The organism is Bradyrhizobium sp. 521_C7_N1_3 (genome assembly GCF_052075975.1).
Classification (GTDB): domain Bacteria; phylum Pseudomonadota; class Alphaproteobacteria; order Rhizobiales; family Xanthobacteraceae; genus Bradyrhizobium; species Bradyrhizobium japonicum.
The window spans coordinates 4,514,071-4,534,153 of the sequence record NZ_CP197232.1 but is presented as its reverse complement, the minus strand read 5'-3'; the positions used below and the strand labels follow the sequence as shown (position 1 = coordinate 4,534,153).

Genomic DNA, 20,083 nt, shown 5'->3' with positions numbered 1-20,083 from the left:
CTCATTTGTGGCTGTGTCCGGCCAATGTCGATTGGCTTCCGATGGCGCGGGCGCTGCTTTGCTGCTCGCCGGGGATGGCAGCGACCAGTTCCCGTGTGTAGGCGGATATCGGGCTCAGGAAGATCTGCGACGGCGGCCCATGCTCGACGATCTGCCCTCGATGCATGACCGCGATTTCATCGCAGATCTGGCTGGCCACGCGCAGATCGTGCGTGATGAAGATCATCGATACGCCGGTCTCCCGCTGGATCTGGTCCAACAGCTTCAAGATCTGCGCCTGGATCGATACGTCGAGCGCTGAAACGGCCTCGTCAGCGATCAGCAGCTTCGGCTTGAACATCAGCGCCCGAGCGATTCCGATGCGCTGACGTTGGCCACCCGAGAACTCGTGGGGATAACGATCGAAGGTTCCCGCATCCAGGCCGACATGGGCCAGAAGCTCTCGTGCCTGCTCACATGCGTCCTTGCGCGGCACTCCGTGCGCGATCGGACCAACCGTCAGTATTTGCCCGACCGTTGATCGCGGATTGAGCGAGGCAAATGGATCCTGGAAAATCATCTGGATCTTTGGCCGAAGCGGCCGAAACTGGGCTTCGGATAGCCGGGCAACGTCGCCTCCCTCGAACAGGATAGAGCCGCTGTCACTGTCGAGGAGCTTGATCAACAATCGCCCGAGCGAGGATTTGCCGGAGCCGCTTTCTCCAACCACGCCCAGGGTGCGTCCCGGCGAAAGGTCGAACGACACGCCGTTAACCGCGGGCACGATCCGCTGCTTGCCGAACAGCGCACTGCCGCTGCGATAGGTCTTGACCAGACATTCGACCTTCAGGATGGAAGACGAAGCCGCAGCTTCCGCCGGAACGCGGTCCTTACCCGTCAGATGCGGCACGGCCGCGATCAGACGGCGCGTGTAGAGATGGCTCGGGGACTTCAGCACCTGCTCGGCGCTCCCCTGCTCCACGCAGTGACCCTTCTCCATCACCACAACGGAATCGGCAATCTCAGCCACGACTCCGAAGTCATGGGTAATGAACATCACGCTCATTCCCTTGCGGCGTTGAATGTCGCGGATCAGTTGCAGGATTTGCGCCTGGGTCGTCACGTCGAGTGCGGTGGTCGGCTCGTCCGCGATCAGGATCGCGGGCTCGAGAGCCAGAGCCATGGCGATCATCACCCGCTGTCGCTGCCCGCCCGAGAGCCGGAACGGATATTGATGATACATCAGCGGCGGATCGGGCAGGCCTACCTCCGTCAGCAATTCTATGGCGCGGCTACGGCGGGATTTCGGCGTTCCGATCCGGTGCGCCGCCATCACTTCTTCGATCTGCGCGCCGACTGTCATCAGCGGATTGAGCGCGGATAGCGGGTCCTGGAAGATCATGGAGACGACACGGCCACGGAGGTCTCGCAGACTCTCTGGCGAGAGTCCTACGAGGTCCATGCCTTCCAGATGGATTGCTCCCGAAGACACGCGGATCGATTTGGGCAAGAGCCCCATGATCGCGTTGGCCGTGACAGACTTGCCAGAACCGGATTCCCCAATGATGCAGAGGATCTGCCCGCGCTTCAGCTCAAAGGAGACGTTCTCGACCGCGTGCGCCCGCTCCATGCCCGCCGGCAAGCTCACAGTCAGATCGCGGACCGCGAGTGCCACATCTTCCGAGGCTAAAGGCTGCGGGGCAGAGATCATCTGAACATTCTCCCCTTTCGAGCGCATCCCATGATCCCGTTGCGGATCGGCTCTTCGGCCTCTTTTGCCGCCACTACGCTCGGACAGGTCAACAACTCGTCGCTCATTCTGCCATTCTCCGCGCGGTGAATACGACATGATTCAGAGGTGGCTGCTCTATAGGCAAAGGCGTCGCAGAGTGCCGACGATCAGTCGAATGGACCGCTCGAACAATGAATCGAGGTCCGGGAGGCTGCCATTGGCGCCCAGCTCGATCGCTTCGGCGAAGGTCTCCTCCCAGACAAGGCACATCGCGCGTCACCTTTTGAATTTCTGCCCGTTGATCGACATTGATCCGGTACTCACAAGTCTGGCCGCTTCAATCATCCCGGAGTCGCCGAAACGCGAGGGGTAGGCAGCATGAAGTTCTAAAAACGAAGCCCGATTTGGCATTTCGGTCTGCGGCTGCCGGCGCGCATGTTCGGCTGAGGTTTGCCTCCAAGCCACGAAAAGGCGGATCCGAGTGCAGAGATTATCCTCAGTTTCGCGCCGACGGGATCGCGTACGATCGAGATATCTTCGCAATAACCGCCTGCACCACAAGCCGCAAACCGCAGGATATTCCGCGCAACCACGAAAGTCCGCAACGTGCGTGCCGCAACAGCTCGGATACGATACGGCGAGCATCGGAGTCTCCGCCCCCATGAACGCGCCACTCATGCACATCGAATCCAGCCCCTCGCTGCCTCGAGAGGCAGACGTGGTCGTCATCGGCGGCGGGGTCGTGGGCGTGTTCACGAGCTATTACCTCGCCCGCCGCGGCCTCAAGGTCGCCTTGCTCGAGAAGGGCCGCGTCGCCGCCGAGCAATCCAGCCGCAACTGGGGATGGTGCCGCCAGCAGAACCGCGACGCGCGCGAGTTGCCGATCGCAACCAAGAGCCTCGATCTGTGGGAGCAAGTCGCCCGAGAGACGGGCGAAGATACGGGCTTCCGCCGCTGCGGCCTGTTGTATTTGTCGAACGACGAAAGTGAGCTGGCCGGCTGGGCCAAGTGGCGAGATTTCGCCAGAACGGTGGGCGTTACGACGCACATGTTGAGTGCCGAAGAAGCCAACGAGCGAGGCAAGGTCACCGGCCGCAAGTGGAAAGGCGGCGTCTTCTCTCCCACCGACGGGACGGCAGATACCTCAAAGGCTGTGCCCATCGCCGCGCGTGCGATCATGGCGGCCGGTGGGACGGTGCACCAGCAATGCGCGGCGCGCGGCGTAGAGCTCAGTGGCGGCCGGGTCAGCGGAGTGGTGACCGAAGCCGGCACGATCCGGACAAAGACGGTGGTCATGGCAGGAGGCGCATGGGCCTCTTCGTTCTGTAACCAGTTGGGAATTCGCTTTCCACAAGCATCCGTGCGCTCTTCCATTCTCGCCCTGGCCCCCGGCGCAGCGGGGCTACCTGGTGCCCTGTACGCCGGACTGGTGTCGCTCACCCGGCGTGGCAATGGCGGATACACGCTGGCAATCAGCGGGCGTGCGCGGGTCGATCCGACGCCGCAGCAGTTCAGGTTCGGCCGCGAATTCCTGCCCATGTTCGCCCGCCGGTGGCGAAGTCTTAGCCCTGGGGCTTTCGAGGGCCTGCGGCAGGGCCATGAATCCCTGGCGAAATGGGGGCTCGATGAGGTGACGCCGATGGAGTTGAACCGGACGCTTGATCCTCGCCCTGACATGAGACAGATTCGGCTGACGCATCGACGAGCCTGTAAGCTGGTGCCGGAACTCCGGCACGTCGCAATCTCAAACGTCTGGGCCGGCTACATCGACAGCACGCCGGACGGCATCCCCGCAATCGGCGAAGTTCAGTCGATTCCAGGTTTCATCCTGGCCGCAGGGTTCAGCGGCCACGGTTTTGGCATTGGCCCGGGCGCAGGGCATATGATCGCCGACATCATCACCGGTCGTGCGCCGATCGTCGACCCGCGCCCCTACAGGCCGGAGCGCCTCAAAATGAGCGCCTGGGGCAAGGTCAGCGAGTTCTAGAGTCCGGTTTTCACCCCCGATGGGAAAAAATGCTGGTTGGTGTTATGACAATGCATATGACGCTGAAGCCTCGAACCCCTGACGCCGTTGTCGGCCCCATCTCATGGCATTGCGATGAAGCTCGATAAGATCGACATCAGGATTTTATGCGAACTGCAGAAGAACGGGCGGATTTCCAACGTCGAGCTCGCAGAGCTGATCAACCTTTCCCCGAGCCCGTGCCTGATGCGCGTCAAGAGGCTCCAGACCGAAGGTTTCATCACCGGCTATTCCGCCCAGATCGATGTTGCCAAGCTCGGACAAACTCTGACCGTCTTCGCCGAAATCACCCTGAAGAATCACCGGCAGATCGATTTCGCGCGCTTTCTCACGACCATCGAAAAGATCGATTCCGTCGTCGAGTGCCATCTCGTTTCGGGCGGGTACGACTATCTCGTCAAGTTCATCACGGCGGGGATCAGCGAATACCAGGCGGTGATGGAGCGCCTGGTCGAGATGGATATCGGTATCGACAAATACTTCAGTTTCGTCGTGCTGAAATCGCCAATCGTGAAGTCCCATTTGCCGCTCGAAAGCATATTCAACGGCTAGAGGACAGGCTGGGTCCTTATCCCTTCATGGCCGCGCGGACGTCCTCGTCTTCGAGCGTCTGGTCGAGCGTTGTCCTGGTCCGCTCGATGATACCGTCGATATCAGCATCCGTGCAGCACAGCGGTGGCGCATAGCCCAGCACGCCTTGCGGGAACGCGCGGATGAGGAGACCGTTGTCCCAAGCGCGGTCGAAAATGCGGCGCCCCGCGTCGGCTTCCACTGGCAGGGGCGTCTTGCGCTCTTTGTCGGTCACGAGCTCGATTGCAGCCAGCATACCGCGACCCCTGACATCGCCAACAAGCGGATGATCAGCAAGCGCGCGAAGACCCTCCATCAGACGATGCCCTGCCTTTCGGCCGTTTTCCAGCAGGCCGTTTTCGTAAAGGTCCAGGCACGCGAGCCCGACAGCTGCGCTGACGGGATGTGCGGAATAGGTGTAGCCGTGGCCGACGGCCGCCCTGCCGGCGCCGTCTGCAATGGTGTTGTAGACGCGGTCGGACATCAGAACGGCCCCCATCGGCACATAGCCCGAAGTCAGGCCTTTTGCCGTGGTCATAAGATCCGGCACGACGTCGTCGTCTTCACAGGCGAACAGCGGACCGACACGACCGAAACCGGTGATGACCTCATCGGCAACGAACAAAACATCGTGCTCCTTGCAAACAGCGTGCATCGCTTTCAGCCAAGACGGCGGCGGAACGAGGACGCCTCCGGACCCCTGTATCGGTTCGACGTAGAAGGCGGCGACGCGTTCGGCGCCGAGCTCGGCGATCTTGGCCCGCAGAGCTGCGACCGATGCCGCAATGATCGCCTGGGGATGCGAACCGACGGGATTGCGATAGGCGTAGTGCGACGGGATCTTGTGCTGCCAGCTGTAGGGCACTCCAAAGCCCGCATGAAAGGCCGGTAGCGCAGTCAGGCCGGACCCTGCCGTCGACGATCCATGGTAGCCAGACTCGACGGAAATGAACTGGTCCTTCTGCGGCCTACCCTTGGCGTGATAATAGTACCGGATGAACCGGATCGTGCTGTCGACGGCATCGGAGCCGCCCAAGGTGAAATAGACATGGTTCAGATCGCCCGGCGCCAATTCGGCCAGCCTGGCGGTAAGCCGAATGGCCGGGTCGGAGCCCAATCCGAAATAGCCCGTCGCATAAGGCAGTTCGCGGAGCTGCCTCAAAGCCGCTTCGACGATGCTGTCCTGTCCGTAGCCGGCATTGACACACCACAGACCCGCAAAACCGTCCAGCAATTGACGTCCCGAGACATCGGTCAGCGTCGCGCCCTTCCCTGACTTCAGCACACGGACGCCCGTCGCCTCGTGGCTGCGATAGGATGAGACCGGGTGAATCAGATGCGCGCGATCGAGTTCAATCAGCGAGTTGCTCAACATGCCGTCCTCCAGCTCAACCGCAATGCTTGTGCGGCCACCACGATGTCTTCGGAGCTCAACGTAAGACGCCCAGGACGGCAGTTGCTCCCGGGCTGAACATGAACGAAGAGCATTTTGACTATCATTGACGACCGGCGCCGCATGTTATGCGGGCATCGGGCTGCGCAAGGCATTGGCGCTCACGTCGGAGGGCGCCTTTTCGCACAACTCTCTGCCACAGCTCTGATCCGATACGACACAATCTGCTACGGGTCGCCGTGACAGCGGTGCTTTATCCGGTCGTCTGCCCGCTATGATCCCTGTCGTACCGGAACGCGGTGCGTGAGGACCAAAAGGATCGAGCCATGGCAACGTTTAGACCCAAGTACATCACCTTCGACTGTTACGGCACGCTGACCAATTTCGACATGGCCGGCGCAGCAAGGAGGGTCTATGGCTCTGAGCTCTCGGCGACGGCTATGGCAAAGCTGATCAAGGACTTTTCAGCCTATCGCCTGGACGAGGTTCTCGGCGCGTGGAAGCCGTACTTCGAGGTCGTGCACAATGCGCTGGAGCGCTCGTGCAAGCGCAACGGCATCGTATTTCGGCCGGAGCATGCCCAGCGCATCAATGACGAGATCCACACATGGGGTCCACATCCCGATGTCCCGGCAGGTCTCGCCAAAGTTGCCAGGGAGATTCCGCTGGTCATCCTGTCGAACTCCATGAAGAACCTCATCATGTCGAATGTGGAGAAGCTTGGCGCTCCCTTCCACATGGTCATCACCGCGGAGGAGACCGGCGCTTACAAGCCACACATGAAGGGCTTCGAGTATATGCTCGACAAGCTGGGTTGCGGCCCGGAGGATATCACCCACGTCTCCTCCTCCTTCCGCTACGACCTGATGACCGCCTACGACCTCGGCATCAAGAGCAAGGTCTGGGTGAACCGCGGTCACGAGCCCGCGAACCCCTTCTATGAATACACCGAGGTCGCCGGCATCGACGGGCTTGCGGCGGCCGTCGGCCTGGAGCCTCTGCGCAAGAGCGCGTGAGCGCAGTTCCCTCCGGCCCACTCGTTGCGCTTCAGTTCTTCAAAAGCTTCAATCGAGATCGGTGTGCTGTGAAGGAAAAAGGGGGCGGTTCAGCCGCCCCCCTTTTCTTGTTCAGATACTGATCCGATAAGCTTTCAGTCCAGCCCGCCGACATGCAGCGCCTTGATCTCGAGATATTCTTCTATCCCGAGCTGGGATCCCTCGCGTCCGAGGCCCGACTGCTTGACGCCACCGAACGGCGCCACCTCGGTCGAGATCAGGCCGGTGTTCAGGCCGACCATGCCGAATTCCAGCGCCTCGGCAACACGCCATGAACGCTTGAGGTTTTCCGTGTAGAAATAGGCGGCAAGGCCGAAAGGCGTGCCGTTGGCGATCGCAATTGCCTCGTCCTCGGTCTCAAAGCGGAAAAGCGGCGCGACCGGACCGAAGGTCTCTTCTGAAGCCAACAGCATCTCAGTGGTTGCGCCGCCGAGCACGACAGGGCGGGCATATTGCCGCCCTTCCGGCACCGCTTCACTCTCCGAGATGATCTTTGCGCCCTTGTTCAGTGCGTCCACGACGTGCCGCTTGATCTTCTCGATCGCTGCGCCGTTGATCATCGGCCCGATTGCGACCCCTTCTTCCGTACCGGGACCGACCTTCATTTTTGCGACCCGGCTGGCAAGCTTCTGGGCGAAGGCGTCGTATATGCCGGATTGAACGAGAATGCGGTTGCAGCAGACGCACGTTTGCCCGCCATTGCGGAATTTTGATGCAATCGCTCCCTCGACCGCCCGCTCGATATCGGCATCGTCAAAAACGATGAACGGCGCGTTGCCGCCGAGCTCGAGGCTGAGCCTCTTGATATTGTCGGCGGCACCCTTCATCAGCAACGCGCCGACGCGCGTCGATCCGGTGAACGAGATCTTACGGACGGTTTCGTTGGCCATCAACTCCGCGCCAATTTCCACCGGCATGCCCGTCACTATGTTGATCACGCCCGCCGGGATTCCGGCCCGCTCAGCCAGAACAGCGATGGCGAGAGCCGAAAAAGGCGTAAACTCAGATGGCTTGATGACGACTGTGCAGCCCGCGGCAAGCGCAGGCGCCACCTTGCGCGTGATCATCGCATTTGGGAAATTCCAGGGCGTGATGATCCCGCAGACCCCGACCGGTTCCTTCAGCACCAGAATGCGGCGATCGGCGCTGGGCGCCGGGATTGTCGATCCGTTGATGCGGCGGGCCTCTTCGGCAAACCATTTGACGAAGGATGCCCCATAACGGATCTCTCCGAGCGATTCAGCAAGCGGCTTGCCCTGTTCCAGCGTGAGCAGAAGAGCCAAATCCTGCTCATGGCGCCGCATGAGCTCATACCAGCGCTCCAGCAGCGCGGCACGCTCTGCATGAGCTTTGGCCTTCCAATGCTTGAACGCAGCGGCCGCTGCGTCGATTGCTGCCCTGGTCTCGTCTCGGCCCATATCGGGGATGGTGCCAAGCACTTTCTGGCTGGCAGGATCAATGACATCAACGCTGGCTTTCGTGCTCGCGTCCCGCCAAGTGCCGCCGATCAGCGCTTGCTGGCGAAACAGATGCTTATCCTTTAGTGCAATCATGGGTTTGCTCCTTGCCTTCGGGTCGGCCTCACCATCACTGCCTGATTTGGGAGTGGCGAGACGAAGCCGTCTCATGCGAGCAGTACAGGACTGCACGAAGCATTTTTCATTGAGAATGAAGTGTCTGGCCGCGTTGAATCTGCTCAGACGCTGTGCCGGAGGTCGAATATTCTGAGGGCCGCTCTAGTGCCCCTCAGCATCGTCTCAATCGTAATGGCAGACGTAGATCTTTCGCACGGTCTCGATCGTGCGCCAGACGCCGACAAAGCCGGGTTTCATCACAAAGCTGTCGCCGGCGCGGTACCTCCTGGTCTCGCCACCCTTTTCCTCGATTTCGATGAGGCCCGAGAGAATGTGGCAGAACTCGAAGGTGGTGCCCTTGATGGAATGGGTCTCGCCAGGCGTTGCTTCCCAGACGCCGGTCAGCACCTTCTCGCCTTTCGAGGCGTCCTGGGCCCAGGTCTTGAAGGACGGATTGCCGGAGATGAGCCGTTCCGGAGCAGGCAATGCGTTCTTCGGTGCGAAGTCCGGATTGGTGTCGATGGTGACCAGAAGTGACATGGCGCTTTTCCTGTTAGTAGCCGAGTGTTCGATCGACAAGGCCGATCGGATTTCGTCCAGCGCGGTGCCGCCGGATGTTCTCGATGACGGATCGTGCTGCCGTGTGCGGTTGCGTCACGGACGCGATATGCGGCGTGATGATCACCTTCGGATGGGACCAGAGTGGATGGCTTTCCGGCAGCGGCTCGGGATCGGTGACGTCAAGCATGGCGGCTGCCAGCTGCCCGCTGTCCAGCGCCTCGATGAGTGCGCCCTGGTCAAGCTGCGGGCCGCGGCCGACGTGCAGTAGCCTCGCTCCCGCTGGCAAAAGCGAGAAGAGCCTTTTGTTCAGGATGCCGCTCGTTTGCTCCGTCAGGGGGAGAAGACAGACGAGGATATCCGTTCCTCGCAGGAAGTCGCCAAGCTGGTCGTCGCCATGAAAGCAGGCGACGCCCTCGATCACCTTCTTGCTTCGGCTCCACGCTGCAAGGGGAAATCGAAACGGTTTCAAGCGGTCGATCGCGGCTTGCGCCAGCATGCCAACGCCGAGGAAGCCGACACGCCGATCAGGCGCCTGGGACGTTGCCAGCGCTTGCCAAACGCCCCTTCTCTGCTGCTCCCGATAGGCCAGCATCTCGCGATGCAGCGTCAGCACCCCGAGGACGACGTATTCCTGCATCATACGTATGATGCCATCTTCGACCATGCGCACGAGCTTTACATGGTCAGGTATGGTTTCCGGCCTGAACTGATCAACCCCGGCGCCGATGGAAAAGAGGACTTCCAGATTACGAAAGCGCGAGAGGTCGTCGGGCGCGCTCCACATCAGCAGGTACCGCACCTTTTCCGGGTCGAAACTCTCGCTGCAATGATGAAATTCCAGGTCGGGGAGCTCGCGCGCAAAGACCTGGCGGAAGATTGCCGCCCTCGCAGCATCTGACTTGAACAAAAATGCCATCGGTGCACGCCTCTGCCTAGGTTGGCGTGTCGACGACGCCGGGAAAAGCGACTAGCCTCGCAAGACCTTCTTGAGCATTCACGGCGCCTCACTCTACTGCGCAGTTTGCCCAACACCGAGAGGGTAGCTGCAAGCCGGAGCTTTCCCTGCCGAATTACGTTGCAAGACAGGCCGAAGATTTCGAAAAGAAGGCCCAAACAGGGGAAACCTGCTGGCTTTCCGTGCGATAGTGCGGCGAAATACGCCTGCTACCCTATTGTGGCGGAAGAGAAAAGGCGCGATGTGCGAGCGATTGGCATCCCGCGAAGGAACGGACGAGTCGAGATGGGACGAACGGTACGCGTGAAGTCCTTTGAGCTGGCCGCGAAGGACATCAACGACGTTGATGTGACGCTGCTCCACGCACTCTCGACCGGCGTTGGCTGGCCGCATCGACCCAAGGATTGGGATTTCTTGCGCCGCGCAGGTCATGGCATCGTAGCCGTCGATGGTATTGGACGCGTCTTTGGCAGCGCGATGTGGTTCCCATATAGCCGCGAGTTCGCGACGATTGGCCTGGTGATCACATCGCCCCGAACGCAGGCTCAGGGTACTGGCCGCTGGCTCATGGAGCAGGTGTTCGAGCGGTGTGGCGACCGGAATTTGGTCCTCAACTCGACCGATGCCGCGTATCATCTGTATCTTTCGCTAGGCTTCACAAAGGAAGCCACCGTGTATCTGTGGCAAGGAGAGGTCGTGTCACCGCCTCCGCCAGTGTCGGCTCTCGACGGCGAATTGAGCTCGCTGTCTACCGGGAATATCGAAGAGATCGCAGCACTGGATAAACGCGCGTTTGGAGCCAGCCGTCAGAAGCTGCTTGCATTGCTTTCTGAAGGTTCGTCAATCTGCGTCCTGCGCCGTGGCGGTGCGACCGTCGGTTATTCCATGAAGCGCGAATTCGGGCGCGGTCATGTGATCGGCCCCATCGTTGCCAGCAATGATTGTGACGCGATCCATCTTACGGCCGTGCATCTCAAGGATCTCGCCGGAAGGTTCGCCCGCGTGGATACGCGGGAGCAGACCGGTCTATTTGCGGACTTCCTTCAACAGAGCCGCCTCGGGATGAACGACACAGTCACAACCATGTCCAAGGGACGGCGATTCCTGAACCGAAAGGAAAACGAGCCGTGGGTCTACGGATTGGCCGGTCACGCCTTGAGCTGAAGCTGTGAAGCGCTTCGTCAATTGAAGATTGGCGCGCATCCTGCGACCAAGCAAACCTGTCCGGAGGCACATCACTCCATCAATTTCTTGCCGGCGCCGCATCGCGGACAATATCGTTCCAACCATTCGACGGCAACGTGAGCTCTACGCGGACGTCTCCTCCTTGACTTTGCTTCGTGCTCATCTGCCCCCTCACTCGAGTTGAGACGCTCGGCGCCGATCAACACGGCCGAGCCTTCCTGGACAAGCGCAGATCAATGACCAGTCTGTTCTGGTCTCACGAACACATACACATGATGACGCTGGGCTGATCCGTACGTCGATGGCGACCCCGACGCTCTCTCGCGGGGAGGCCAGATCACGAGTGAGCCTGGGCCGGTAGCGCGAATACAAAGCCGCGCGAAAGCGCGCACGATCGTAGAGGGTCGTAGGTTGGCGTACGAATCGCGCGAATGGCGGAGAGAGTGGGACTCTCTGCCACCCAACGGGAGATACCAGAATTCGCAGAAAAATCAGCTTGTTACAGACGCCCGATATTCGGGCCGTGTACCAGAAACGTGTACCTGGTACAAGCCCGTTCGCGAGCCGGACGCAGTGAACGAATCCTTGGAAGGCGATGCATCGGCGAATGAACCAAGAGACGTTTCAGGTGATGAGCGGACGACTGTGCCCCGTCTCGGCGGGGCAATTGCGCAGTCCGATGCCGCAGCAACGAAAGCGGCCGCATCAGATGGCTCACCTCGGCATCGGCGCATGAAGCACGCTGAGGCTAGCCGCTACGACGGTCCTGCCGCGGCCGGGCGCGAGCTCCTCGAGCTGGCCGCCGGGGTCGAGCCGGCCCAGGATGGAGGAGACGCGGCGGATCATTGAGGAGTACGCCGCCGACCTCGAGAGCTGCTTCGGAAGCTACGCCGCAAGATGAACTAAGGTCGTCTTTGGCTGATCTGCATTTCGCGCAGCCTAGACCGTCCGGGAACCGGAACGTCGGCTTCTGCATATTGGATTGGTGAAATTCAAACTCAACGGTTAGGACCCGTCAGACGAGGTTGTGTCATGCAGCGACGACGCCGTTTCACGCAAACCGTGTCCCTGGAAGAACGCCTTGCCGAAGAAGCAAAACGCCTCCGAGAAGCAGCCAGATCCCTCCCTCCCGGTCCGCTACGGGAGGACACCCTCCGCAAAGCCCGCCAGGCCGAGATCGGCTCGCACATGAGCCAGTGGCTGAGATCGCCCGGCCTACAGCCGCCGGACTGAGACGGCCATGGCAATGCCCTGGGTTTGGTAGTGAGCGGCCGCGGCAACGCGTGGGTCAAGAAGACCTGCGCGCAGCGGGAGACGCTCACCATCGCCGGTTTCGCGCTCGAGGAAGGCAAGTGGGACGGCATCCACCTTGGCCGGCGCAAGGGCGGCGACCTCGACTATGCCGGCAAGGTGGACCACGGCTTCGACAAATCCTCCGCCGCCGACCTGCAGAAACGGCTGAAGCCGCTGATCCGGAAGACGCAGCCTTACGCCAAGCGCATCGCGCACAAGGGCATCCGGGTCGAGCCGAAGCTGCTCGCGGAGATCGAGTACCGGGCCAAATCGGCCGAAGGAAAGGTCCGGCACCCGCTCTTCAAAGGACTGCGAGAGGACCTTTAAGAAGCCAGTTACGCAGCCTTTACGTGCCCGAAGTCATATGTAGCGGACTGATCGGGGAATCCGCCGTGCAAGTCGTCCAGTAGCCGCTGCTCGCGCTCGATCCGGCTTCGATAGAGCTGGCGCTCGGCCTCGGTTTTGGCGCTCGCCAGCAGGAGGCGATAGTGTCCGATCACCTTTTCGCTGCCCCGGATGAGGAGGTCGCGAAGGTCGCTCATAGCTCGCCCCTCGCTTCTACGGAGCCAACCGGGCCGTTCGGCACCGTAAACGCGACAGGGAAGGTTTTCGTGGCAAGGGATTCGAGCGAAGCCTTCTCCTCGGCGAGGCGACGTTCGATAAATTGACGTTCAAGCTCCGATAGCTTCGTGCGAAGCAGTCGCCGGTAGCGGTGGATGTTGTTGCGGTGCGCGCGGATGCGGGCCAGATCTTCATCGAGCATCGTCGTCACTCCTGACGGTCGTCACGGTCCTTTTGGTGTTGAGCAAACTGGGAAAGAGAATTCCCGGCGCAAAAAAATATTCGGACGCGAGCGGCTGTCAAGTCACCTCTCGCCGCATCTCCGAGTCCTTGGTAGTGCGCTGCAGCAGGTGGCGAGCGGGGCCGGGATCGCCGCAAAAAATTTTTGTGGCAGACCTCTTGAAACGGCTTCTCGTTTTTCTAGATCATTTTTCGCCGCGAGAGCGGTGTGCCGGGCGCCTTCACGGGTCCGGCGCGGGCGCCGGGCCGGGTATCAGACCCGCTCTGACTCCTGCCTTGCGCTCCTTGTATCCATCTTGCTCTTTGGAGGACTTGGTTATGAGGACCACGTTGGACTTCGCGCCCCTGTGGCGCTCCACCATCGGCTTCGACCACCTGGCCGACCTCGTCGACAGCACGCTGCGCCAGGCAAGCGAAGACCACTATCCCCCGTACAACATCGAACGTACCAGCGAGGACCACTACCGGATCTCGCTTGCCGTCGCCGGCTTCGGAGCCGACGACATCGCCGTGACGGCCGAGCAGAACGGGCTCATCATCGACGGCAGGAAGCCCGAGAAGGCGGCCGGCGAGTACCTGTACCAGGGCATAGCTGCGCGTCCGTTCCGGCGCGTGTTCAACCTGGCCGACTATGTCCAGGTAAAGGACGCTTGCTTCCGCGACGGACTGCTCATCATCGATCTCGTCCGCGAGGTGCCAGAAGCCATGAAGCCGCGCCGGATCCAGATCGGAAGCGGCGCCTCTCCGTCGCAGATCGAGCAGAAGAAGGCAGCCTGACGCTGGATCGAGGTTCGGCGGCGGAACGCGGCGCGCGCAAGCGTGGCCGCGCTCGCTGGCCCATGCAATAAAGGAGAAAAAACATGGCAGTTCGTGATCTCATTCCCTGGTCCAGAAACCAGGAGCTCGCGACGGGGCGCGGCACCCACGATCCCTTCATGACGCTTCATCGCGAAATGAACCGACTGTTCGACGATGTCTTCCGCGGCTTCGGCGGGACAGGCCTGTCGCCGCTCACGGAAGGGCAATTCGGCTGGCCCAAGATCGAGCTCAGCGAGACCAACAAGGCGCTGACGATCTCGGCCGAGCTTCCGGGCATGACGGAGAACGACGTCCAGATCGAAATCGCGAACGGCGTCTTGAGCATCCGGGGCGAAAAGAAGAGCGAGCGCAAGGACGAAGGCAGATACTTCAGCGAGCGCTACTACGGCTCGTTCCAGCGGCAGATGGCGCTCGAGGACGTCGATGAGGACAAGGCCGAAGCGTCGTTCAAGAACGGCGTCCTGACCATCTCACTGCCGAAATCCGAGAACCCGAGAGCGGGCGTCAAGCGCATCGCGATCAACACGCAGTAACGATCATCAAGGGCGGCGGTCGCCGCCGCCCGAACGCACCGAAACCGTCCCGAGGAAAGGAGTGTAAAGGGAGGCAATCGATGACCAACGCCAATACCAACCCAGGTAATCTCAATCCCCTCTTCCATCCGGCCGCGTACTATGCGTCTCCGGAGAATGTCCTGAACGACAACGAGCTCTCCGCGCCGGAGAAGCGGATCATCCTGTCGTCCTGGGCGTCCGACATGTTCGCCGTCGAATCCTGTCCCGCGCTACGCGAGATTCCCGGCATGGGCCACGCGATCCGGCTCGCCGATATCCTCGCCGCGCTGCGGCGGCTCGACGGCGACGACGACCCGCCGCCACGCGGGGGCGTGCCGATGCGGTTGCGGCGGCCTTGGGCCGCCGCGTTGTGGAGGTCGGCATGATGTTCACGCGGGCCGTCCTGACCTTGGTATTCCTAGGCAACGCCTCGGCGGCGTGGGCCGTCCCCTTTGTCGCCCTCATGGGCGGGACGGGAGCCGGGCAAGCGCGATGAGCGCCGAACGGTCTCGGCGCTCCGAGGCAATCCTGTGCACGACGCAGGCAACCTCGTTGTCCGTGTGCAGGTTTTCTCGGCGGGCAGCAAGCAGGGTCGGCACGGTATCCCGCAGCTTGAGGGACCTAACGACGCCCAGGGTCGTGGACCTCGTACGTCTTGAAAATGCGCCTGTTCGAGACGAGCCTTGTACGCCCCCACGTCCGCGAACATCTCGAACACGAAGACGTGGGCCGGATCGTCGTTGTCGGCGTAGGAGACAGCGTCAGGGGGCCGGAATCGCCCGAGCCATCGCAGCTTCCATGGTTCCGATGCCCTCGAGCACCGGTCGGGCGAGATGGAGCAACATTTGCCCATCATCCGTCAGGCTGAGCTTGCGGGTGGTCCTATGCAGCAGTCGAACTCCAAAACGCTCGTCCAGAAAGGTCTGCGTGACGCGCACCAGCACCTTCAAGGCGTTTACGATGTCCATGCTTGCGAATTTCGGACGCCCAACATTTCCAGACGCCGATACCTCGGCGTGGACGCCGTGCGTTCCGGTATCAAACCGATATGAAATCTCCGGTTTCCGCGGCGCGCTTGATCGCATCGATCACTCGAAGGGTTTTCAGCCCTTCGCGCCCGCTCACCACAGGCTCGGTGGTACCGCGGATAACCCGACAGAAATTTGCGATCTGCAGGCCAAGCGGGTCCTGCTTCTCGTAACGCAGCCGCTCGCGCTCGATCGGCGCCCACCAGCTGGCCTTGCTTGGGTGACGCCATAGATCCAGTTGCGGAATGGCCAGCGATGCCCTCGTGCCGCCGATCTGGTAACAGGCCTCCTGCGTATGACTGTAGGCCGGGTTCTCACCGGCCGTGAATTCCCAGCTCCAAGGCGACTGGATGGTGTCCGAGACATTGACCGTTCCCAGCGCTCCGGAGGCGAAGTGCAGAATGATCACCGCCGTCTCTTCAACCGCATGTCCACGCAGCCGATTGGACTGGGCAGCCTGCACGGACACGATATCCCCACAGAGGTACCGCAGCAGGTCGACATCGTGGATGAGATTCAGGAAAACAGGCCCCGCTCCTTTTTCGCGGCGCCAGGTCACGTCGAAATAGTCGTCCGGCTTGATCAGCCAGAACATGCCGTGCACCGACACGATCTGGCCGAGTCGGCCGCTATCGATCTCCGCCTTGGCGCGTTGGATCATCGGGTTATGCCGGCGATGATGGCCGGTGAGCAGCGGCACGCCCGCCCGCTCGAAGGCATCGACCAAGGCCTGTGCGGCGATGACGTCATCCGCCAGCGGCTTCTCGATGAGCGCTGGGATGCGAGCTGCGATGCAATCCATGCCGTTGGCCACATGCATCTGGTTGGGGGTGGCGACAACCACCCCTTCCGGCCGATTTCCGGAGAGCATGTCCTGAAAGGATGGAAACCAGTCCACCTTCAGCGAAACCGCCAACTCTCGTGCCGCAGGCGCCGGATCGACGATCGACGAAAGCATCGCCTCCGGCCGCGTGAGAATGTGTTCGATATGTCGCTTGCCGATGAGACCCGCTCCCATCACCGAGAGGCGGACGGGTGCGCTCATCCGATGCTACCCCTTCTTCTCATCGAGCAGCTTGGCCACACGACGCAAGCCGAGCAGATAACCTTGGGTGCCGAACCCTGCGATGACCCCATCAGCCCGTTTGGACACAAACGAGTGGTGGCGAAATTCCTCGCGCTTGTGCACGTTGGAAATATGTACCTCGATCACCGTCCCCTCGAAGGTGTTCAAGGCATCCAGGATGGCCACTGACGTATGGGTGAATGCCGCGGGATTCATCACGATCCCGGCAGCCGTCTCACGCGCCTCGTGGATCCAGTCGATCAGCTCGTATTCCCTGTTCGACTGGTGAAAGCGTAGCTCCAGTGCGAGTTCCGCGGCCAGCGCCCTGCAATCCCGCTCCACGTCCGCAAGCGTCTCGTGACCGTAGATGTGGGGTTGGCGCTTGCCAAGCAAATTGAGATTTGGCCCGTTGAGGACGCAGACAAGACGACTCATGAATAACCTCCGTTCAGTGATGGGCAAGGATCTCGCCAAGGAACTGTCTGGTGCGGGCATGCTGTGGATTGCGAAAGAAAGCGTCGGGCGCGCCTTCTTCGATGATCTGGCCCTCGGCCATGAAGATGACACGATCGGCAACCTGGCGGGCAAAGCCCATCTCGTGGGTGACGCAAATCATGGTCATTCCGTCGTTGGCGAGGCCGATCATCGTATCGAGCACCTCCTTGACCATCTCAGGATCGAGAGCAGAGGTCGGTTCGTCAAACAACATCACCTTGGGCTGCATGCAGAGCGCGCGCGCGATCGCGACGCGCTGTTGCTGGCCGCCCGAAAGCTGAGCCGGATACTTCTCGGCCTGGTCACCGATGCGCACGCGCTCGAGGTATTTTCGCGCAATCGCCTCCGCCTCACTCTTGCTAATTCGGCGCGCGCGAATGGGCGCGAGCATACAGTTCTGCAAGACCGTCATATGCGGAAAGAGATTGAAGCTTTGAAAGACCATCCCGACGTCCTGACGTACGACATCGATAGCCTTGATGCTGTCGTCAAGCCGATGACCGTTCACCACGATGCTGCCCTCCTGGATCGCCTCGAGGCGGTTGATACAGCGGATCAGCGTCGATTTGCCCGACCCGGACGGGCCGCAGAGCACGATCTTCTCGCCCTTGCGCACGGTGAGATCGACGTCGCGGAGAGCCTGGTACCCGCCGTACCACTTCTGCACGCCCTTCATTTCGATCAGGATATTGTCCTGCATGGATTCGGCTCCGCTATCGGACAGCGGCCGACGCGGATCGCGCGTCGGCCGCTCGCAATGGCTACTGAACAGTTAATGGAACGCCGGGGACCGTCTCCGGGAAGATCGGCACGGGCGCCTTCATCCACCTGGCGTAGAAGCTGGCCAACTTGCCGTTCGACTTGATCTGGTCGATAAACTTGTTGGCCGTCTCGTTCCACTCCTTGTCGCCGAGGCGGGTGCAGGCCCCGTTGTACAGCGCAGTGAAGTGAAGCTTGGGCTCGAACCCAAGTTCGGGCTTTGCGGCGTTCAGGCGCTGCGGATAGAAGCTGTTTGCGCCGACGGCCTGGACCTGCCCCGAGAGCAGCGCCTGGATCGTGGCCGCATCGTCATCAAATCTGCGGATTTCCGTGCCCGCGGGAGCGCTATTGGTGACCTGAGTGTCCTGCGTGGACGACCTCGGAACGCCGATAACGAACTTGCCCATATCGGCATTGCTGTTGATCGCCGTCGCCTGGGCTGCAACAAGCGTGATCTCGTTGGCGACATACGGCTTGGAATACTGCACCGCCTTTGCTCGCTCGGGAAGCATGGCCATGGTCGCGAACAGAATGTCGACGCGACCTGTGGTCAGCGCCGGAATGCGATTGGCCACCGCCAGCGGGACGAACTCGGCCTTCACGCCGAGGTATTCAGCGAAGGCGCGCCCCATATCGGCATCGATGCCGTCCTGCTTCCCCGAACTATCGACATAGCCCCAGGGAGGATTGTCACCCTGAATACCGATGAGGACGACGCCCTTCTTCTTCACGTCTTCCAACGTGCCGGCCTGCGATTTGCCTGCGACGGCGATAGCCGCCAATGCCAGCAGCGCGATGCCGAGCTGGCGACGGTTGGGTGAAAACAACATGAGTATCTCCTCCTGGTGATGGCTGTTTGTGATTGAGTAGGTGCGCCGTTCCTACCTTTGACTGGCCAGAGCGAGCCTGGCCTCCATCCGGCTGCCCCACCACGAGAGTGGCCAGCAGAGGATGAAATACATCGCGCCGACCACGCCGAAGACGAGCAACGGCTGGAAGGTCTGGTTCGAAACGATTTGACCAGCGCGGGCGAGTTCGATGAAACCGACGATGGCGGCGAGCGACGTGCCCTTGATGAGCTGCACGAGATAGCCGATGGTCGCGGGAAGCGAGATGCGGATTGCCTGTGGCAGCACGATGTCGCGCATGCGGGAGGAATAGTGCAGCCCAAGCGCCATCGCTGCCTCGGTCTGGCCGCGGGGCACGGCCTGGATCGCGCCGCGCCAGATCTCACCCAGGAAGGCGGAGGCATTCACGGTGAAGCCGATCGCCACCGCGACGAAGGCGTCGAGCTTCAGCCCGGTGAGCGCCAAGCCGTAATACACGACGAAAAGCTGCAGCAGCAGCGGAGTGCCCTGGAATATCCCGATGTAGATGCGGGTGATCCATTCCACGCTCCTGTGACCACAGGTGCGCAGCAATGCAACCGCCAGCCCAGCCGTGCAGCCACCGACAAACGCGACCAGCGTCAGCAGCACCGTCCATTGCAGCCCGCGCAGCAGGAAACCGAACTCGGGAAGGCCAAAATGCGGTGTCATGATCGCCCCCTCAGCGCGTCGGATATGAGAAGAAGCGGTGAGAGATGACCGCAAAACCGAGCATCAGCAGCCAGGAGATCGCGAGATAGAGGAAGGTGACGGAGAAATAGACCTCGAAGCTACGGAATGTGTCGCTTTCGATGCGCTGGGCAACCGACGTCAATTCGTAGGCGGAGACCGCCGAGCAGATCGAGGAGGTCAGCGTCAGCATGATGAACTGACCCGTGAGCGAGGGGTAGATGGCGCGAAGCGCGGGCTTGAGCACAATGAAGCGGAATACCTGTCCTTTGTGCAGTCCGAGCGCGTAGCCAGCTTCCACCTGTCCCTTGTGAATGGATTGCACCCCGCCGCGGATGATCTCGATGGCATAGGCGCCGCCATTGACACCGAGCGCGATAATGGCGGTGGCTGTCGGATTGAGCTTCAATCCGATCAACGGCAGGGCGAAGAACAGAAAGAAGATCTGCACCAGGAAAGGCGTATTGCGGACGATCTCCACGAATCCGATCACGAGAGCACGCAACCAGGCCGCCTTCGCATCGCGTGCCGCGACGCCGGCGACTCCGATCACCATTGCGAGTGTCATGCCGGCCAGCGCCAGGCCCAACGTACCCACGCACCCCCACAGCAGCGCGGGCATCGCATGCCAAACCACCGAGAAATCGAGCGTGTAGCCCATCTTGCGTTTCCTCTCGGGCGT

Annotated in this window: 22 protein-coding genes and 1 pseudogene; 9 read left to right on the top strand and 14 right to left on the bottom strand. The window is 61.2% G+C overall.

Going from position 1 to position 20,083, the window contains the following annotated elements; genetic code table 11:
• Position 1 precedes the first annotated feature (1 nt).
• Entirely contained in the window at positions 2 to 1,690 is a 1,689-nt protein-coding gene (locus AB7008_RS20690) for an ABC transporter ATP-binding protein (protein WP_049813033.1), read from the bottom strand.
• A gap of 682 nt (positions 1,691 to 2,372) precedes the next feature.
• Here AB7008_RS20690 and AB7008_RS20685 point away from each other — a divergent pair.
• Complete coding sequence (locus tag AB7008_RS20685) at positions 2,373 to 3,698, top strand: NAD(P)/FAD-dependent oxidoreductase (RefSeq protein WP_027544592.1); 1,326 nt, start codon at positions 2,373 to 2,375, stop codon at positions 3,696 to 3,698.
• A gap of 114 nt (positions 3,699 to 3,812) precedes the next feature.
• Positions 3,813 to 4,289 (top strand): Lrp/AsnC family transcriptional regulator, encoded by a 477-nt coding sequence (locus tag AB7008_RS20680; RefSeq protein WP_027544593.1) that lies wholly within the window; start codon positions 3,813 to 3,815, stop codon positions 4,287 to 4,289.
• Positions 4,290 to 4,305: 16 nt separating this feature from the next.
• On the opposite strand, the gene AB7008_RS20675 is transcribed toward AB7008_RS20680, so the two are convergent.
• Positions 4,306 to 5,682: an aspartate aminotransferase family protein gene (locus AB7008_RS20675; RefSeq protein ID WP_441259444.1), complete on the bottom strand. Its 1,377-nt coding sequence runs from the start codon at positions 5,680 to 5,682 to the stop codon at positions 4,306 to 4,308.
• A gap of 344 nt (positions 5,683 to 6,026) precedes the next feature.
• On the opposite strand from AB7008_RS20675, the gene AB7008_RS20670 reads away from it, so the two are divergent.
• On the top strand, positions 6,027 to 6,716 hold the full coding sequence (locus AB7008_RS20670) for a haloacid dehalogenase type II (protein ID WP_027544595.1): 690 nt from the start codon (positions 6,027 to 6,029) through the stop codon (positions 6,714 to 6,716).
• Between the two features lie 134 nt (positions 6,717 to 6,850).
• Here the strand turns inward: AB7008_RS20670 and AB7008_RS20665 are convergent, their stop codons facing one another.
• The 3 genes from AB7008_RS20665 to AB7008_RS20655 form a co-directional block, all read right to left on the bottom strand.
• Positions 6,851 to 8,308 carry an NAD-dependent succinate-semialdehyde dehydrogenase gene (locus AB7008_RS20665; protein WP_038958351.1) on the bottom strand — a complete coding sequence of 486 codons (1,458 nt, stop codon included), beginning with the start codon at positions 8,306 to 8,308 and terminating at the stop codon, positions 6,851 to 6,853.
• 204 nt (positions 8,309 to 8,512) lie between these two features.
• Entirely contained in the window at positions 8,513 to 8,869 is a 357-nt protein-coding gene (locus tag AB7008_RS20660) for a cupin domain-containing protein (protein WP_027544597.1), read from the bottom strand.
• A 13-nt stretch (positions 8,870 to 8,882) separates the two neighbouring features.
• Positions 8,883 to 9,806, bottom strand: coding sequence for a 2-hydroxyacid dehydrogenase (locus AB7008_RS20655; RefSeq protein WP_441259443.1), 924 nt, complete (start codon positions 9,804 to 9,806; stop codon positions 8,883 to 8,885).
• Positions 9,807 to 10,130: 324 nt separating this feature from the next.
• On the opposite strand from AB7008_RS20655, the gene AB7008_RS20650 reads away from it, so the two are divergent.
• From AB7008_RS20650 to AB7008_RS20640, 3 genes and pseudogenes are all read left to right on the top strand, one after another.
• Complete coding sequence (locus tag AB7008_RS20650; protein WP_038958352.1) at positions 10,131 to 11,009, top strand: GNAT family N-acetyltransferase; 879 nt, start codon at positions 10,131 to 10,133, stop codon at positions 11,007 to 11,009.
• 1,053 nt (positions 11,010 to 12,062) lie between these two features.
• The gene (locus AB7008_RS20645; RefSeq protein WP_080584096.1) at positions 12,063 to 12,263 is read left to right on the top strand and encodes a hypothetical protein; all 201 of its coding nucleotides are present in this window, start codon (positions 12,063 to 12,065) and stop codon (positions 12,261 to 12,263) included.
• A gap of 33 nt (positions 12,264 to 12,296) precedes the next feature.
• Positions 12,297 to 12,650, top strand: a pseudogene (locus AB7008_RS20640) (DNA ligase); the annotation flags it as partial.
• An 8-nt stretch (positions 12,651 to 12,658) separates the two neighbouring features.
• On the opposite strand, the gene AB7008_RS20635 reads toward AB7008_RS20640, so the two are convergent.
• Positions 12,659 to 12,865 (bottom strand): hypothetical protein, encoded by a 207-nt coding sequence (locus AB7008_RS20635; RefSeq protein WP_038958354.1) that lies wholly within the window; start codon positions 12,863 to 12,865, stop codon positions 12,659 to 12,661.
• On the bottom strand, positions 12,862 to 13,086 hold the full coding sequence (locus AB7008_RS20630) for a hypothetical protein (protein WP_038958355.1): 225 nt from the start codon (positions 13,084 to 13,086) through the stop codon (positions 12,862 to 12,864). Before AB7008_RS20630 ends, AB7008_RS20635 begins: the two co-directional genes overlap by 4 nt.
• Positions 13,087 to 13,442: 356 nt before the next feature.
• Here AB7008_RS20630 and AB7008_RS20625 point away from each other — a divergent pair, with 356 nt between their 5' ends.
• The 3 genes from AB7008_RS20625 to AB7008_RS20615 all read left to right on the top strand — a co-directional run bounded on the left by AB7008_RS20625 (position 13,443) and on the right by AB7008_RS20615 (position 14,883).
• Positions 13,443 to 13,901, top strand: coding sequence for an Hsp20 family protein (locus AB7008_RS20625; RefSeq protein ID WP_038958356.1), 459 nt, complete (start codon positions 13,443 to 13,445; stop codon positions 13,899 to 13,901).
• A gap of 83 nt (positions 13,902 to 13,984) precedes the next feature.
• On the top strand, positions 13,985 to 14,476 hold the full coding sequence (locus AB7008_RS20620; protein WP_038958357.1) for an Hsp20/alpha crystallin family protein: 492 nt from the start codon (positions 13,985 to 13,987) through the stop codon (positions 14,474 to 14,476).
• Positions 14,477 to 14,556: 80 nt separating this feature from the next.
• Positions 14,557 to 14,883 carry a hypothetical protein gene (locus AB7008_RS20615; protein ID WP_027544601.1) on the top strand — a complete coding sequence of 109 codons (327 nt, stop codon included), beginning with the start codon at positions 14,557 to 14,559 and terminating at the stop codon, positions 14,881 to 14,883.
• Positions 14,884 to 15,258: 375 nt separating this feature from the next.
• On the opposite strand, the gene AB7008_RS20610 is transcribed toward AB7008_RS20615, so the two are convergent.
• The 7 genes from AB7008_RS20610 to AB7008_RS20580 all read right to left on the bottom strand — a co-directional run bounded on the left by AB7008_RS20610 (position 15,259) and on the right by AB7008_RS20580 (position 20,062).
• Positions 15,259 to 15,465 carry a LysR family transcriptional regulator gene (locus AB7008_RS20610; RefSeq protein ID WP_027544602.1) on the bottom strand — a complete coding sequence of 69 codons (207 nt, stop codon included), beginning with the start codon at positions 15,463 to 15,465 and terminating at the stop codon, positions 15,259 to 15,261.
• A 70-nt stretch (positions 15,466 to 15,535) separates the two neighbouring features.
• Positions 15,536 to 16,570 (bottom strand): Gfo/Idh/MocA family protein, encoded by a 1,035-nt coding sequence (locus tag AB7008_RS20605; protein WP_038958358.1) that lies wholly within the window; start codon positions 16,568 to 16,570, stop codon positions 15,536 to 15,538.
• A gap of 6 nt (positions 16,571 to 16,576) precedes the next feature.
• The gene (gene aroQ, locus AB7008_RS20600; protein WP_038958359.1) at positions 16,577 to 17,026 is read right to left on the bottom strand and encodes a type II 3-dehydroquinate dehydratase; all 450 of its coding nucleotides are present in this window, start codon (positions 17,024 to 17,026) and stop codon (positions 16,577 to 16,579) included.
• A 13-nt stretch (positions 17,027 to 17,039) separates the two neighbouring features.
• Positions 17,040 to 17,786, bottom strand: coding sequence for an amino acid ABC transporter ATP-binding protein (locus AB7008_RS20595; protein WP_038958360.1), 747 nt, complete (start codon positions 17,784 to 17,786; stop codon positions 17,040 to 17,042).
• A 61-nt stretch (positions 17,787 to 17,847) separates the two neighbouring features.
• Positions 17,848 to 18,675 (bottom strand): transporter substrate-binding domain-containing protein, encoded by an 828-nt coding sequence (locus AB7008_RS20590; protein WP_441259442.1) that lies wholly within the window; start codon positions 18,673 to 18,675, stop codon positions 17,848 to 17,850.
• 51 nt (positions 18,676 to 18,726) lie between these two features.
• Positions 18,727 to 19,383, bottom strand: coding sequence for an amino acid ABC transporter permease (locus AB7008_RS20585; RefSeq protein ID WP_011089129.1), 657 nt, complete (start codon positions 19,381 to 19,383; stop codon positions 18,727 to 18,729).
• A 10-nt stretch (positions 19,384 to 19,393) separates the two neighbouring features.
• Positions 19,394 to 20,062, bottom strand: a complete 669-nt coding sequence (locus AB7008_RS20580) for an amino acid ABC transporter permease (RefSeq protein ID WP_038958362.1) — start codon at positions 20,060 to 20,062, stop codon at positions 19,394 to 19,396.
• Positions 20,063 to 20,083: the final 21 nt, after the last annotated feature.

What these genes read in the sequence shown, in the direction of transcription:
- AB7008_RS20690 (WP_049813033.1), bottom strand. Translation starts at nt 1,690, where the DNA reads ATGATCTCTGCCCCGCAGCCTTTAGCCTCGGAAGATGTGGCACTCGCG.
- AB7008_RS20685 (WP_027544592.1), top strand. Translation starts at nt 2,373, where the DNA reads ATGAACGCGCCACTCATGCACATCGAATCCAGCCCCTCGCTGCCTCGA.
- AB7008_RS20680 (WP_027544593.1), top strand. Translation starts at nt 3,813, where the DNA reads ATGAAGCTCGATAAGATCGACATCAGGATTTTATGCGAACTGCAGAAG.
- AB7008_RS20675 (WP_441259444.1), bottom strand. Translation starts at nt 5,682, where the DNA reads ATGTTGAGCAACTCGCTGATTGAACTCGATCGCGCGCATCTGATTCAC.
- AB7008_RS20670 (WP_027544595.1), top strand. Translation starts at nt 6,027, where the DNA reads ATGGCAACGTTTAGACCCAAGTACATCACCTTCGACTGTTACGGCACG.
- AB7008_RS20665 (WP_038958351.1), bottom strand. Translation starts at nt 8,308, where the DNA reads ATGATTGCACTAAAGGATAAGCATCTGTTTCGCCAGCAAGCGCTGATC.
- AB7008_RS20660 (WP_027544597.1), bottom strand. Translation starts at nt 8,869, where the DNA reads ATGTCACTTCTGGTCACCATCGACACCAATCCGGACTTCGCACCGAAG.
- AB7008_RS20655 (WP_441259443.1), bottom strand. Translation starts at nt 9,806, where the DNA reads ATGGCATTTTTGTTCAAGTCAGATGCTGCGAGGGCGGCAATCTTCCGC.
- AB7008_RS20650 (WP_038958352.1), top strand. Translation starts at nt 10,131, where the DNA reads ATGGGACGAACGGTACGCGTGAAGTCCTTTGAGCTGGCCGCGAAGGAC.
- AB7008_RS20645 (WP_080584096.1), top strand. Translation starts at nt 12,063, where the DNA reads ATGCAGCGACGACGCCGTTTCACGCAAACCGTGTCCCTGGAAGAACGC.
- AB7008_RS20635 (WP_038958354.1), bottom strand. Translation starts at nt 12,865, where the DNA reads ATGAGCGACCTTCGCGACCTCCTCATCCGGGGCAGCGAAAAGGTGATC.
- AB7008_RS20630 (WP_038958355.1), bottom strand. Translation starts at nt 13,086, where the DNA reads ATGCTCGATGAAGATCTGGCCCGCATCCGCGCGCACCGCAACAACATC.
- AB7008_RS20625 (WP_038958356.1), top strand. Translation starts at nt 13,443, where the DNA reads ATGAGGACCACGTTGGACTTCGCGCCCCTGTGGCGCTCCACCATCGGC.
- AB7008_RS20620 (WP_038958357.1), top strand. Translation starts at nt 13,985, where the DNA reads ATGGCAGTTCGTGATCTCATTCCCTGGTCCAGAAACCAGGAGCTCGCG.
- AB7008_RS20615 (WP_027544601.1), top strand. Translation starts at nt 14,557, where the DNA reads ATGACCAACGCCAATACCAACCCAGGTAATCTCAATCCCCTCTTCCAT.
- AB7008_RS20610 (WP_027544602.1), bottom strand. Translation starts at nt 15,465, where the DNA reads ATGGACATCGTAAACGCCTTGAAGGTGCTGGTGCGCGTCACGCAGACC.
- AB7008_RS20605 (WP_038958358.1), bottom strand. Translation starts at nt 16,570, where the DNA reads ATGAGCGCACCCGTCCGCCTCTCGGTGATGGGAGCGGGTCTCATCGGC.
- aroQ (WP_038958359.1), bottom strand. Translation starts at nt 17,026, where the DNA reads ATGAGTCGTCTTGTCTGCGTCCTCAACGGGCCAAATCTCAATTTGCTT.
- AB7008_RS20595 (WP_038958360.1), bottom strand. Translation starts at nt 17,786, where the DNA reads ATGCAGGACAATATCCTGATCGAAATGAAGGGCGTGCAGAAGTGGTAC.
- AB7008_RS20590 (WP_441259442.1), bottom strand. Translation starts at nt 18,675, where the DNA reads ATGTTGTTTTCACCCAACCGTCGCCAGCTCGGCATCGCGCTGCTGGCA.
- AB7008_RS20585 (WP_011089129.1), bottom strand. Translation starts at nt 19,383, where the DNA reads ATGACACCGCATTTTGGCCTTCCCGAGTTCGGTTTCCTGCTGCGCGGG.
- AB7008_RS20580 (WP_038958362.1), bottom strand. Translation starts at nt 20,062, where the DNA reads ATGGGCTACACGCTCGATTTCTCGGTGGTTTGGCATGCGATGCCCGCG.